Annotated in this window: 11 protein-coding genes and 1 tRNA gene; 7 read left to right on the top strand and 5 right to left on the bottom strand. The window is 63.9% G+C overall.

All coding sequences use genetic code 11. The annotated features are described in order from the left end of the window. Positions 1-41: 41 nt before the first annotated feature. From cheB to LWE61_RS12840, 5 genes are all read left to right on the top strand, one after another. The gene (gene cheB / locus LWE61_RS12860) at positions 42-1,094 is read left to right on the top strand and encodes a chemotaxis-specific protein-glutamate methyltransferase CheB (protein ID WP_234150556.1); all 1,053 of its coding nucleotides are present in this window, start codon (positions 42-44) and stop codon (positions 1,092-1,094) included. After that, the gene (locus tag LWE61_RS12855; RefSeq protein WP_234150554.1) at positions 1,094-1,489 is read left to right on the top strand and encodes a hypothetical protein; all 396 of its coding nucleotides are present in this window, start codon (positions 1,094-1,096) and stop codon (positions 1,487-1,489) included. The genes cheB and LWE61_RS12855 overlap by 1 nt, the downstream gene beginning before the upstream one ends. 214 nt (positions 1,490-1,703) lie before the next feature. Further along, entirely contained in the window at positions 1,704-2,312 is a 609-nt protein-coding gene (locus tag LWE61_RS12850; protein WP_234150553.1) for a class I SAM-dependent methyltransferase, read from the top strand. Between the two features lie 70 nt (positions 2,313-2,382). Beyond that, positions 2,383-3,591 (top strand): UbiH/UbiF/VisC/COQ6 family ubiquinone biosynthesis hydroxylase, encoded by a 1,209-nt coding sequence (locus LWE61_RS12845; protein WP_234150551.1) that lies wholly within the window; start codon positions 2,383-2,385, stop codon positions 3,589-3,591. Between the two features lie 16 nt (positions 3,592-3,607). After that, complete coding sequence (locus LWE61_RS12840; RefSeq protein ID WP_234150549.1) at positions 3,608-4,366, top strand: TSUP family transporter; 759 nt, start codon at positions 3,608-3,610, stop codon at positions 4,364-4,366. Between the two features lie 59 nt (positions 4,367-4,425). On the opposite strand, the gene LWE61_RS12835 is transcribed toward LWE61_RS12840, so the two are convergent. Both LWE61_RS12835 and LWE61_RS12830 read right to left on the bottom strand, forming a co-directional pair. After that, positions 4,426-5,061 carry an LON peptidase substrate-binding domain-containing protein gene (locus LWE61_RS12835; RefSeq protein ID WP_234150548.1) on the bottom strand — a complete coding sequence of 212 codons (636 nt, stop codon included), beginning with the start codon at positions 5,059-5,061 and terminating at the stop codon, positions 4,426-4,428. A 16-nt stretch (positions 5,062-5,077) separates the two neighbouring features. Beyond that, positions 5,078-5,989: a tetratricopeptide repeat protein gene (locus tag LWE61_RS12830; RefSeq protein WP_234150546.1), complete on the bottom strand. Its 912-nt coding sequence runs from the start codon at positions 5,987-5,989 to the stop codon at positions 5,078-5,080. 210 nt (positions 5,990-6,199) lie between these two features. Here LWE61_RS12830 and LWE61_RS12825 point away from each other — a divergent pair. Further along, a tRNA-Gly gene (locus LWE61_RS12825) sits at positions 6,200-6,274 on the top strand. A 104-nt stretch (positions 6,275-6,378) separates the two neighbouring features. Here LWE61_RS12825 and LWE61_RS20955 read toward each other — a convergent pair. Continuing rightward, positions 6,379-7,005: a Cys-every-fifth RiPP peptide CefA gene (locus LWE61_RS20955; RefSeq protein WP_407696232.1), complete on the bottom strand. Its 627-nt coding sequence runs from the start codon at positions 7,003-7,005 to the stop codon at positions 6,379-6,381. Here LWE61_RS20955 and LWE61_RS12820 point away from each other — a divergent pair. Continuing rightward, positions 6,922-7,284, top strand: a complete 363-nt coding sequence (locus tag LWE61_RS12820) for a hypothetical protein (RefSeq protein WP_234150545.1) — start codon at positions 6,922-6,924, stop codon at positions 7,282-7,284. The genes LWE61_RS20955 and LWE61_RS12820 overlap by 84 nt on opposite strands. A 621-nt stretch (positions 7,285-7,905) precedes the next feature. Here the strand turns inward: LWE61_RS12820 and LWE61_RS12815 are convergent. Next, on the bottom strand, positions 7,906-10,203 hold the full coding sequence (locus tag LWE61_RS12815) for a TonB-dependent receptor (RefSeq protein ID WP_234150544.1): 2,298 nt from the start codon (positions 10,201-10,203) through the stop codon (positions 7,906-7,908). A gap of 453 nt (positions 10,204-10,656) precedes the next feature. After that, positions 10,657-12,699, bottom strand: a complete 2,043-nt coding sequence (rpoD, locus tag LWE61_RS12810) for an RNA polymerase sigma factor RpoD (protein WP_234150543.1) — start codon at positions 12,697-12,699, stop codon at positions 10,657-10,659. Positions 12,700-12,711 lie beyond the last annotated feature (12 nt).

Genomic DNA, 12,711 nt, shown 5'->3' with positions numbered 1-12,711 from the left:
TCAAATGTCTCGGCAGTCGCAGTTATTAAAGGGAAAGTAAGATGTCGGAGAAGACAAGGGTTCTCATCGTCGATGACTCGGTCACCATGCGTGCGCTGTTCACGTCCGCGCTGGAGAAGTCGAGTGACATCATCGTGCTGGACAGCGCGTGCGATGCGGATGAGGCGCGCGATCTGATTGCGCAGCTCAAGCCCGACATCATCACGCTCGACATCGAAATGCCCGGCATGAATGGCATTGATTTCCTGGAGGAGATCATGACCACCAACCCGATGCCGGTCATCATGCTCTCGACCCTGACGCAAAAGGGTGCCGAGATATCGCTGCGCGCGATGGAACTGGGCGCGATCGACTGCTTTCCCAAGCCCAAGCAGGCATCGCCCGATGAGTTCGACAAGATTTCCGACAAGCTGTGCAAGCTGGTCGTCGCGGCCGCCAAGTCCAATGTGAAGAAGCCTGCGCCTCGTCCTGCCGCCCGTCCGGTGGAAGCCGATGCGGGTTTCAAGTGGAATGGTTCCATCGTTGCGATGGCGGCCTCGACCGGTGGCGTCGAGGCCTATATGGAATGTCTGGCATCCTATCCGCCCAACTGTCCGCCCACGATCATTCTGCAACAGATGGAGGAGGGGTTGGCGCTCAGTTTCGCGTCCAAGCTGAACAAGACGATCACGCCGGAAGTCAAGCTGGCCGAGGATGGACAGAAGCTGGAACAGGGCATCGTCTATGTCGCCGCCGACCCATCGGCGCATGTCGTCGTCGATCGCTGGCCAGGCGGCACGTTACGCCTGTTGCCGCGCGATCCGGTGAAGGGCTTCCGTCCGTCCGCTGACCTGCTGTTTGCAGCCTTGGCCAAAACGGCCGGTGCGCGGGGAATCGCCGCTATTCTGACCGGTATGGGCGAAGATGGCGCGATGGGAATGGGCGCGCTGAAGATATCGGGCGCACAGACTTTCTGCCAGACGCCGGATAGCGCATTGGTGCGAGAAGTGATCGACGCGGTCATCGCCAAAGACCCCACCATTCGCCAGCTTCCCCTGGATGCGCTCTGTGCCGCAATCCTCGAAAATGCGTCGTTCGATAAGGCTGCCGCCTGATGCATCAGGAAAGACATACAGATGAGGGGCCGCCACTTGGCGGTCCACTCCCACCATGCGGCGAGCCAACAGGCGACGATGGGCAGGTCGATGACCTGATCCTCTCGCTGGTCGCCGGGGAACTGGACATCATTCGCGGCGCTCTGGAAGAGGTTGCGGCGGCGTTCTGTTCCGACATTCGCATCGTCCAGACGCATGGTGAGTTGCTGCAAAGCATCGACGAACTGGCGCAACGGCATGAGAATATCGCGCGCCTGCTGCGCTCTCGTCCGATGGAAGGTGCAATCGACATGATTACGCTGGAGAGCCTGCGCAATCGGATGCTGGACGGCGTGACGGATCAGCTTGCCCGGATGGCGGGCGCGGACGAGCAGACGATCTGGACCTCCTTCTAACGAAGTCGCATTGCCCGATCTGCGGGTCGGCCAGCGTTATTCTTCGGTTCAATCCCCCGGTCGCGGCAATCGCCGCTGCCGGGGGATTTTTCGTTCGAGTGGCCGAAAACCGGACGATTTGGGCGATATTCGCCCAACGGAGCAAAACGGCTCTCCCCTTTTCGCGAAAATGCTCTAGGACCGGTCATGTAACCGTAACAGTCCAAGCGAGATCATGACCGGCCACGCGCATGCCAAGCCTCGCAGCAGTGCATCCGATTATATCCGTTTCCTGAAGGCATGGGTCCGTCAGCCGCGTCAAACCGCGTCGATCGTTCCCAGCAGCCCATGGCTCGGACGTTTGATGGCGGCGCAGATCGACCCGAATGCTGGCCCAGTTCTGGAACTGGGTGGCGGCACCGGTGCGTTGACGCGCGAGATACTGGCTACGGGCCTCCCGCGCGACCGACTGGAAGTGGTGGAGATTAACCAGCAACTCGCTCGCGAGCTTCACGCTGGATTCCATGGCGTCCGCATTATTCAGCATCCCGCCGAATCGATCTGCGAGCAGGCGGCCGGGGGTGAGGGTGCCTATCAGGCGGTCATCAGTGGCTTGCCGATGCTGGCATTCACCCCCGTACAGCAGGAGGCGATTCTCAGCGAGGCTTTTCGTCTTCTCGCGCCCGGCGGGGCCTTCATCCAGTTCACCTATTCGCCGCGTTCTCCCTTTCGGCGCCCAGTGATCCAGAATCTGGATCTGCGTATTGAGCGTATCGGCACCATTTTACGCAATGTGCCGCCAGCTACCGTTTTCGGGGTGCGGCGGGCCGCTGACACGGACTGATCGCCGGCAGCCGCCGACGACAGGATAACCGCCGCTTCCCTTGTCGCTCCAAGCGGCGTAGACAGCCGGCATGCAGCGGTTCGACGTCATCATCTCCGGCGGTGGTCTGGTGGGCCTGACCCTCGCCATCGCTCTTTCTCGCCACGGCCTTGCCACAGCAGTCGTCGATCCAGCAGACCCCCAGGCGGTCCTCGCCCCCGGTTTCGATGGCCGGGTTGCGTCGATCGGTAGTGCCAGTTGGAAGATGTTCGAGGCACTGGGCATCGCACCCCGGTTGAAAGGGCTATGTTGTCCCATCGACCGGATCTGGGTCAGCGAGGGCCTTAGCGGTGGTGCGCTGGATTTCGAGCCGGATGCTGAAGATGGGGCGCTGGGCTTCATGGTCGAGAATCGCGAACTGCGCCGGGCTCTCGATGCCACGGCCACGCAGGAGGCGAACCTCACCCGTTTTCAGCCGGACAAGGCCGTGTCCGTCGTGCGCGATCTTGACGGGGTTCGAATGATCCTCGCCAGCGGGACGGATATTTTCGCATCCCTGCATGTCGCGGCAGAGGGCCGGAACAGTCCGACCCGTGAAACGGCGGGTATAGGGATCGCCCGATGGGAATATAGGCAGCGGGCGCTCGTGACCGCGATCAACCATGAGCATGTGCACGATAATGTGGCCTATGAGATTTTCTATCCCGATGGGCCGTTTGCCCTCCTCCCCATGTTGCCTGGTACTCGGTCCGCCATTGTCTGGACCGTTCCGGAGAAACACGCCACTGCCATGCTGAAGCTGGGTGAGATAGCCTGGCTGCACGAGGCGAAGAAGCGGATGGGCGATTTCCTTGGCGAAATATCGCTGGCCGCGCCGATGTCCAGTTATCCGCTGGGCTTCCACCGCGCGGCGCGGATTACCGACACCCGGCTGGCGCTGGTGGGTGATGCTGCCCATGGTATTCACCCTATCGCAGGGCAGGGGGTCAATCTTGGTTATCGCGATGTGGCGGCCCTGTGCGAGGTGCTGGTCGAGGGCATGCGGATTGGATTGCAGCCGGGGGATGCACAGTTGCTCGACCGCTATCAGCGTTGGCGCGCATTGGACGCCATGAGCGTGACGGTGATTATGGATGGGCTGGTGCGTCTGTTCGATGTGCCGGGGCGTGCCGCCTCCGCCATTCGCCGTGTCGGCCTGTCGTCGGTTCAGCGCCTCAAACCACTCAAGACCATGTTCATGGCCGAAGCCAGAGGTGAGTCCGGGCCGCGTCCCCGCCTTCTGTTGGGGGAAATGGTCTGAACTGGGGTTGCCTGCGATGATTGCCCTGAGCATTGATATCTATGCCGCGATGACCGTGGCGGCGACGGCGGCGGGGTTCATCGACGCGATTGCAGGGGGTGGGGGGCTGATTACCGTTCCGGCCCTATTGGCGGCGGGAATACCGCCTTTCGCGGCGCTGGGCACGAACAAGCTGCAATCCAGCTTCAGCGTTGCCATGTCCTGCTACCGTTTTGCGCGCACGGGCCTCGTCGATTTTCGTGGGCATGTCTGGACAGTGTTGTTGATCTTTGTAGCGGCTTTCGCCGGCGCGCTCGCCGTTCAGAGCGTTTCCAACGCGGTGCTGGGCCGGGTCATGCCGCTGCTGATTATTGGCGTTGTTGCCTATGTGTTGCTCTCTCCCCGCATGACCGACGATGATTCACATGATCGGCTGGGATGGTGCGCCTATGCACCGCTGGCGGGTGGGATCGGCTTCTATGATGGGTTCTTCGGGCCGGGGGCGGGCAGTTTCTATTCGACCAGCTTGGTTGCCTTGCGCGGCATGGGCCTGACCCGTGCCGCTGCCAATACCAAATTGTTCAACTTCACCAGCAATTTTGCGGCGCTGGTCCTGTTTGCGCTGGGTGGGCATGTGCTGTGGCTGTTAGGGCTGGTCATGGCGGTAGGAGCGATGGCGGGGGCGTGGATCGGAAGCCATGTGGCGATCCGTTTCGGTGCGCGGGTGATCCGACCATTGCTCGTCACCATTTCGCTGATATTGACCGGGAAACTGGTGTGGGAGAATTTTTTCTAAGGCCGGGATAGCGCACTGGCCCTAGCGTTGGCTTTGGCACGCGTATCCTTCTGAAATGCCTATTGCAGGCGCGTCTGTCCCGATGTGTCGCCCCGACCGTGGAACTGCATGAGTTGCATCAACATCTCGCTGCGCTCATTAAGCCTATCGACCTCCAGCAGGGCCTGCTTGGACGCGTCGTCGAACGGCGCTATTTGGGCGATGGCGTTAACGAACGTCTCGTCATCCAGCCGTCCGACCGCATTCCAATCGACGCTATAGCCTAGCTTATCCGCGAAAATCCGCGATTCATATTCCAGCGCGGCCCGTTCGCTCGATGCCAATATGCCGGGATCATCCTGTTCGTCGGTCATGACCGTCGCCTCGACCTGACGAAAGGCGGTCGTCACGTCCAGTTCGCGGACCAAGCGAAAGCGGGCCTCGCCCTCCAGCACGATGTTGAAGCGGCCATCCTCCAGCGCCTCTATCTCGCCGATACGACCGATGCAGCCGATGTCGAACAGGGCGGGTGGATCGCCGGGGCCGCGCGGCTGGATCATGCCGATTCGCTGGTCCCGCGCCATCGCATCGCTCACCAGCGCTCGATAACGTGGCTCGAAGATGTGCAGCGGCAATTGCATGCGTGGATAGAGGATCGCGCCGCCCAGCGGGAAGATGGACAGGCGCCGTGTGGTGCTCGGGTTGGTCCGGGTCATCCCCGTCGCCTGCGGATCAGGCGAAGAGGATGGAAGACAGGCGTCGCCGCTGCGCCGCGACCCATGGATCTTCCAGGCCGACAGCCTCGAACAGGATAAGGAGTTGGTTGCGCGCGGCGCCTTCGTTCCAGCTTCGGTCGCGCGCGATGCTGTCCAGCAATGAGTCGGCAGCGCCGTCATGGTCGCCATTGCCCATGCGGCCCTGTGCCAGTTCGAAGAGTGCGTCCAGATCGTCGGGGTTGGCCGCAACGCGGGCTTCTATGGCAGAGAGGTCTGCAACAGGCCGGGCATTGGCGGCGATGTCCAGCGCGGCGCGGGCGCGCACGATCGCGGCATCCTTCGCAAGGTCCGCATCCAGCGAATCGAGGAGGGTGGTCGCTTCCGTGATCTCGCCCAGCGCGATCAAAGCCCGCGCGTGGCCGCTGATGATTTCCGTATTGTCCGGTGCCATGTCGGCCAGTTGGGCATAGATGCTCAGCGCCCGATCCGCCTCGCCGCCCGCCAGTACGTCCTCCGCCATGGCAATCAGGGGCGCAATGTCCTGCGCCTGTCGGCTTGCATCGCTCTCGATGGGCAACTGGGAGAGCAACTGGTCGAGATATTGTTTGAGTTGTCCCTCGGTGCGCGCCTGCGTCAGGTCGGCAACCGGCTGGCCTTGGAACACGGCGTAGACGGTCGGGATCGACTGCACGCGAAACTGGCTGGCGATGAACTTGTTCTTGTCGACATCCACCTTGTGCAGGATCACGCCCTTGTCGGAATAGTCGGCCGCGACCTTCTCCAGAACCGGGCCAAGTTGCTTGCAGGGGCCGCACCATTCCGCCCAGAAATCCACGATGACGAGAGCGTTCTGTGACGGCTCCACCACATCGCGGCGGAATTCCGCGATTGCCTGCTTCTCTTGCTCACCCAGGCCCAAGGTCGCCACGTCAGTCTCCCATAATCCAGTGCGCGGGGCCACCGTGAGGCAGCGCCCGCATGGCCGTGCATATGGGGGGACGGAGCGGTGGAGTGCAAGAGAAAGGGCGGAATCTTTGCCCCATGTTTTATCATCTGTCTTTTGTGCTTGCCGACCCGGAAAACCGCTGCTAGTTGCCCGCCTCACCCGACGAGGTCATCGACTTCGTCCAGCGTCAGAGCGGGCGTAGCTCAGGGGTAGAGCACAACCTTGCCAAGGTTGGGGTCGAGGGTTCGAATCCCTTCGCCCGCTCCAGATTTCCCATAATCTGGTCATTTCAGGCTGAATTCAGCCTTCCCGGAATCCTGTCCGGTTTTCAACATAACCAACCAAAAGGCTGTTTTTTCGCTATCCGGTTTTTAGGGTCGGGGAAGCTTGTGCTGATTGGGCGGACCTGTGTCGGTTGGACGGGAAAGGGGGCGGTTGGCGGGGGAGGCCATTTTAGGGCTGGCATTTGCGAATGATTCGCAATAAACGGCGGGGCAGAGTTTCGAGGCAGGGGCTGAAAGGACTGAATGATGACACGCCATTTTGTACCCCCGGCCTCTGTTTCGGCGTCGTCTGTCTCTGGTGCATCCATCCACGGTGCATCCATCCACGGTGCATCCATCCACGGTGCATCCATCCACGGTGCATCCATCCACGGTGCATCCATCCACAGTGCATCCGTTCCCCGTGCGCCGGGTCTTGCTGGCGTTGTCCGAGGCGCATCCATGCTCACTGGGCCTGCTCTCACTGGCGTTGTCCCCACTGGACCTGTCCGTGCCGGAGATGGTCCCGCCGAAGCTGCCCCCGGTGCATCCGTCCCCGCAGCGTCGATCCCCAGGGCGCCTGCCGCCAAAACACCTTTCCCCACTGAGGCCGCCCCCAGCACGCCGCCGATCCCGCCTGCCGAGCTGCTGGTGCAGGCCGCACGCTGCTGGCGGGAGGCGCGGGATGCGGGGGCGGCGGTGCAGCCCTGCCTGTTCGGCCTGTTGTCCCCGCACGACTGCGGTATGCTGGCCCCCGTGCTGGACAGCGTCATGACACTGTGGGAGGCGGCGCTGGGCCGTGGGCTGGCGACGGGTGAGCCGGATCGGCTGTCGGAGGATGAGCGCCTGCTGCTGGGCCTGTTCGACGGGACGCGGCAATGGCGGCCTTGCGTGGGCGAGGCTGCGGACGGCAGTGGGATGGCGAGCAGCCTCGATTGCGCGCTCTGTTCCGCGCGGATCATGATGGGCCGGGTGATGCCGGGGCATCGTTCGGCGGTGGTCGGTAACGCCTAAGTCGGGTGATATTGAAGCCTTTTGGGCGGGTTGGCGTCGGTTTTTGTCATTTTTCGGGGTGTTTCGGGCCGGTCGCGCGGGTGCGCTGACGGGAGGCGGATTTTTGTCGGGGTGTCGCGGCGGATGGCATATCGCGCTGCTCCTCTGGAGATTTTGGCGGAAGGCAGCGGAACCCCGGATAAGGTCCGGGGTGACGATGGGGGCATCTGTTGTGATTCCAATATTGAGACGACTGGCTGCCTCATTGCGAGCGTGGTGACGTAATCTGTCGGGTGGCGCAGTGGATTGCTTCGCTATGCGCGTAATGACGCGGTGGCGGGGTTGACGGCGTTGACAGCAACCCGTCTGGCCTCGCACGCCTCGCACGCCTCGCACGCCTCGCACGCCTCGCACGCCTCGCACGCCTCGCACGCCTCGCACGCCTCGCACGCCTCGCACGCCTCGCACGCCTCGCACGCCTCGCACGCCTCGCACGCCCAAGCCCCGCCAGCCCGATGCCCGGACCGGCGGGGTGTCAAAAGGCGATGCGGGGAGGGGAAGGCCTCCTCCTCCTCCTCGCCGGCCGAACCGGCGGGCAGGGGGACAGCCTTCCCCGCTCCGCCAGTCCGACTGGCCGTGGGATCAGAAGCCGACGCGGGCGGTGACGCGGATGTCACGGCCGGCCAGCGGGGCGAAGTCCTTCAGGACGCTCGACGCGCGGCGGGCGTCCACGTCGAACAGGTTGTTGCCCGACAGCAGCAGCGAGAATTTGCCGTTGTCCGCCACCGGCCGCCAACTGACCGACGCATTGACCAGCGTATAGCCGTCGGTCCGCGTCTCGAACTGCGCGATGCGGCTCTGGGCAAAGCTATGCTCCACCTCCACCCGTCCGGTCAGCCGGTCGGACTGCGCCTCCAGCCCGCCCAGCAGCCGTGCGGGCGGGATGCGGGGCAGGGGGCTGTTGTCGGTGCCGTCGGTGCGACCGCTGGCATGGACATAGTCGCCGACCAGATCGAGATTGAGCGCATAGCCGCCGACCCGGCCGAGCAGCAGGGTCATGTCCGCCTCCGCGCCATAATAGCGCGCCCGGCCCTGCCGGAACTGGAAGCAGGGCAGGTCGACATCGCGCCCGCTGGGGGCCGCCGCCGCCTCGCATATGCCCTGATCCACCTGATTTTCGCCGATATAGTCGGCAAACCAGCTATGATAGACGGAGGCGTCGAAGCCGAAGCCGGGTTTGTGGATGTGCAGGGTCGCCTCCACCGTCCAGGCCTTTTCCACCCGGAAATCGGGATTGCCCAGTTCCCAGGCCTGCGTTCCGGCATGGGGTCCGTTGGCGAAGAGTTCCTCCGCCGATGGCGCGCGTTCGGTGCGCGAGACGTTCAGGCCCGCCCGCACATCCTGCGCCAGCGCATAGGAGGCGCCGACCGAGCCGGAGACGGCATCGAAACTGCGCCGCCCGTCGAAGAAGCGCCCGGTGCCGCCGTCGGCGGTGGCGCGCTGGTCCGTCTTCTCATAGCGCAGGCCGCCCTCGATCTTCAGCTTGCCCAGGTCAAGTTGCTGGAGGGTGAAGAGGCCGACCTGGCTGGTGAGGTTGTTGGGCAGGAAGGCCTCGTCCCCCGCCACCTTGAACGCGCGGTTGAAATATTGGACGCCCGATGCGCCGGTCCAGCCGCCGCGATGGGCCTGAACCAGCTCGACGCGCCCCTCCAGCCCCTTGCTCTTGAAGGTGGTGCCGATGGCGCCATCCTCGTCCAGTTCATAATGGCGATAGGCGGCATAGGCGCCGCGCACCCGGATGCGTTCAAAGAAACCGTCACCCATGGCCACGTCGGCGCGCACGTCGATGCGGTTCTGCACGACGGACAGGCGCGGGCTTTCCTGTTCCTGCCCCGATGCGGTCGCATAGCGGATGGGCACACCGTAGAGGCTGTCATAATGGCTGTAGGCGATGCCGACATTGGCGGTGTCGGTGACGACCGCGCCGCCAAAGCCCGCCGTCCATGTCTCCGCCGCGCTGTTGGGCAGGCGGTCGCGCAGGCTGGCGGTCGCGGCGAAATCCGGGTCATCCGGTGTCGTGGGGCCGGCCGCCGCCGCCAGCGCCGCCGCCCGCGCGGGGGCGGAGAGGACATGGCCGCCGATCCGCAGGTCGCTGGTGCGCAGATAGGAGCCATTGGCGTTCAGCACGATATGCGGCCCCACCGCGACATCCGCCGTGCCGCCGACGGATCGCTCGCTGGCCGCCGATCCATAAGTGGCCATGCCGTCGAAGCGATAACCGTTTTCGGGCATGGCGCGGGGGATACGCCGGTCGAGGACGTTGACCACGCCGCCCGCCGCCGACGATCCGAACAGCAGGGCCGCCGGGCCGCGCATCACCTCCACCCGTTCCGCCAGCAGCGGGTCGATGACCACGGCATGATCCGCCGAGGTGTTGGACACGTCGATGGAGCCGATGCCGTCGCTCAGCACGCGCACCCGTTCCCCCTGAAAGCCCCGCAGGATGGGGCGGGAGGCGTTGGGGCCGAAGCTGCTGGCGGAGACGCCGGGCTGGCGCGCGAGTGTCTCGCCGATGGTGGAGCGCAGATCCCGCTCCAGCTTCTCGCCGGTGACGACGGTTGTGCCCGACAGCACGTCCCGCTCGCTCTGGCGGATGGGGGCGGAGACGATGATCTCCGCGCCGTCGTCATGGCTGTGCGCGGTGCGGGTGGGCTGTGTCCTGCCGGTCCGGGCGGTCTGGTCGCTCTGGGCGCGGGCCGGGGTGGCGGGGGTGAGCAGGAGCAGGCTGAGGCCGCCGAGGGTGAGGGTGCCGAGTGCGAGGGTGCTGGCGCCAGAGGCGATACGGCGGCGGCGGCGGGCGAGGTTGGTGGGGCGGGCTGAGGTCGCGGGGTGGGCAGGGCGGAGGTCGTGCAATTCCGTGGCCCGGTGGAAAGTCGGCATAATGGCTCCCTGAATGAGTCGGGCCTCGATAAACGTAATGTTGTATCATCACAATGATGGTTTTTGCGGTTGGGCGTGATGGGGGAACGGTTCGTGGGCGGTGGGGGGGCAGGTGGCGGTGGGTGTGACGGGGTAAGCAGGAGGCAAGCGGAGGGTGTGACGGGTGGGTGGTCTGCCGATGGCGTTATGTTGGAGGAACCCGGTTCGTCATTGCTAGCGTAGCGCAGTAACCAGAGGGCGTCATGCCGCATGGATTGCTTCGCTGCGCTCGCAATGACGGGTGTCTTTGATCGGCGCGCAGGGTGTTGGTTTAGGGCCTTGGCGGCATAGGCAACCTTGCCTCTCCGCCACGCCTCCGCCGAGCGCACAAAAAAGCGGGGCGCTCCCGGTTGGGAGGCCCCGCCTATCTGTCGGTTCGACCGGTGCTTGCTGCCGGTGTCTGCTGCCCAGTGCTTACTGGTCGAGGAAGCTGCGCATCTTGCGGCTGCGGCTCGGGTGCTTGAGCTTGCGCAGCGCCTTCGCCTCGATCTGGCGGATGCGTTCGCGGGTCACGCTGAACTGCTGGCCCACTTCCTCCAGCGTGTGATCGGTGTTCATGCCGATGCCGAAGCGCATACGCAGCACGCGCTCCTCACGCGGGGTCAGCGACGCCAGCACGCGCGTCACGGTTTCCTTCAGGTTGGCCTGAATGGCGGCATCCACGGGGATGATCGCATTCTTGTCCTCGATGAAATCGCCCAGATGGCTGTCCTCCTCGTCGCCGATCGGCGTTTCGAGGGAGATCGGCTCCTTGGCGATCTTCATCACCTTGCGCACCTTCTCCAGCGGCATGGAGAGGCGCTCGGCCATCTCCTCCGGGGTCGGTTCGCGGCCCTGCTCGTGCAGGAACTGGCGGCTGGTGCGGACCAGCTTGTTGATCGTCTCGATCATGTGAACAGGGATACGGATGGTGCGCGCCTGATCCGCGATGGAGCGGGTGATCGCCTGCCGGATCCACCAGGTCGCATAGGTGCTGAACTTGTAGCCGCGCCGATACTCGAACTTGTCCACCGCCTTCATCAGGCCGATATTGCCTTCCTGGATGAGATCCAGGAATTGCAGGCCGCGGTTCGTGTATTTCTTGGCGATGGAGATGACGAGGCGCAGGTTGGCCTCCACCATTTCCTTCTTGGCCAGACGCGCCTCGCGCTCGCCCTTCTGCACCATGTTCACGATGCGGCGGAATTCGGGGAGCGACGTGCCGCTGGCCTGCGCGATCTCGCTGACCTCGACGCGGATGCGTTCCACGGCCGGGCCTTCCGCCGCGGCGAAGGCGGTCCATTTCTTGTCGAGCTTGCCGACCCGCTCCAGCCAGCCGTCGTCCAGCTCATGGTTCACATACTGGTCGAGGAAATCCTTGCGGCTGACCTTGTGCCGTTCCGCGAGGCGCAGCATCTGGCCGCCCAGCGCGGTGAGGCGCCGGTTGAACGAATAAAGCTGGTCGACGAGATATTCGATCTTCTGCTGGTGGAACTGGACGCTCTCCACCTCCGCCGTCAGATCCTCACGCAGCTTGTGGTAGAGGTCTTCCTTGGCCTTGGACAGTTCCTCGCCATTGCCCAGCGCCGTCAGGCGCGCCTGCTGGACCTTGGTGAATTCCTCGAACAATTCCTTGATGCGCGCGAACTTGGCGAGCGCGTCAGGCTTGAGCAATTCCTCCATCGCGGCGAGCGAGAGGGTGTTGTCCTCCTCCTCGTCCGCTTCGGGCCGGGGCGTGCGCCGCTCGACCATCGAATCCTCGTCGTCGTCGGCGGCGACCTCTTCCTCCGGCTCTTCCTCTTCCTTGAACGAAGGGCCAGCGGTCTTCTCGCTGATCTCGGCGTCGGCTTCCTCGCCGTCCTCATTGAGGCTTTCGGGCGCGGGATCCTTGGAGAGCATAGCGTCGAGATCGAGAATCTCGCGCAGTTGCATCTCGCCATTGTTGAGCGCGTTGGACCAGTCGATGATGGCGTTGAAGGTGGTCGGGCTTTCGCACAGGCCAAAGATCATCGTGTCGCGGCCAGCCTCGATCCGCTTGGCGATGGCGATTTCGCCCTCGCGGCTGAGCAGTTCCACCGCGCCCATCTCGCGCAGGTACATGCGGACGGGATCGTCGGTGCGGTCGACCGTCGTGGTCTTCTTTTCCGCGACATTGCCGGAACCGTCATCCTCGGAGTCGCCGTCGACGCTCTCGACCTCGTTATCGGCGTTTTCTTCGCCTTCCTCGGCGTTTTCGTCATGCTCGACGATGTTCACGCCCATTTCGTTGAGCGCGGACATGACGTCCTCGATCTGCTCGGAGGACATCTGGTCCTGCGGCAGGGCGTTGTTCAGTTCGTCATAGGTGAGGTAGCCGCGCTTCTTGGCCTTCGCGAGCAGCTTCTTGACCGACGCCTCGTTGAGGTCGAGCAGAGGCGCTTCGCCGCCGTCGTCGCCGCCGTTGTCGCCGCCTGAAACCTGTTTCGCCTTGCTCGCCATCGAATGCCTTTT

The organism is Sphingobium sufflavum, from assembly GCF_021403115.1.
Lineage (GTDB): Bacteria > Pseudomonadota > Alphaproteobacteria > Sphingomonadales > Sphingomonadaceae > Sphingobium > Sphingobium sufflavum.
Note: the sequence above shows the minus strand (reverse complement) of the source record. Positions and strands in the feature narration are given on the sequence as shown.

Excerpts from the sequence above, each read along its gene's own strand:
- LWE61_RS12850 (WP_234150553.1), top strand. The coding sequence starts at position 1,704 with ATGACCGGCCACGCGCATGCCAAGCCTCGCAGCAGTGCATCCGATTAT.
- LWE61_RS12835 (WP_234150548.1), bottom strand. The coding sequence starts at position 5,061 with ATGACCCGGACCAACCCGAGCACCACACGGCGCCTGTCCATCTTCCCG.
- rpoD (WP_234150543.1), bottom strand. The coding sequence starts at position 12,699 with ATGGCGAGCAAGGCGAAACAGGTTTCAGGCGGCGACAACGGCGGCGAC.
- LWE61_RS12855 (WP_234150554.1), top strand. The coding sequence starts at position 1,094 with ATGCATCAGGAAAGACATACAGATGAGGGGCCGCCACTTGGCGGTCCA.
- LWE61_RS12815 (WP_234150544.1), bottom strand. The coding sequence starts at position 10,203 with ATGCCGACTTTCCACCGGGCCACGGAATTGCACGACCTCCGCCCTGCC.
- cheB (WP_234150556.1), top strand. The coding sequence starts at position 42 with ATGTCGGAGAAGACAAGGGTTCTCATCGTCGATGACTCGGTCACCATG.
- LWE61_RS12840 (WP_234150549.1), top strand. The coding sequence starts at position 3,608 with ATGATTGCCCTGAGCATTGATATCTATGCCGCGATGACCGTGGCGGCG.
- LWE61_RS12845 (WP_234150551.1), top strand. The coding sequence starts at position 2,383 with ATGCAGCGGTTCGACGTCATCATCTCCGGCGGTGGTCTGGTGGGCCTG.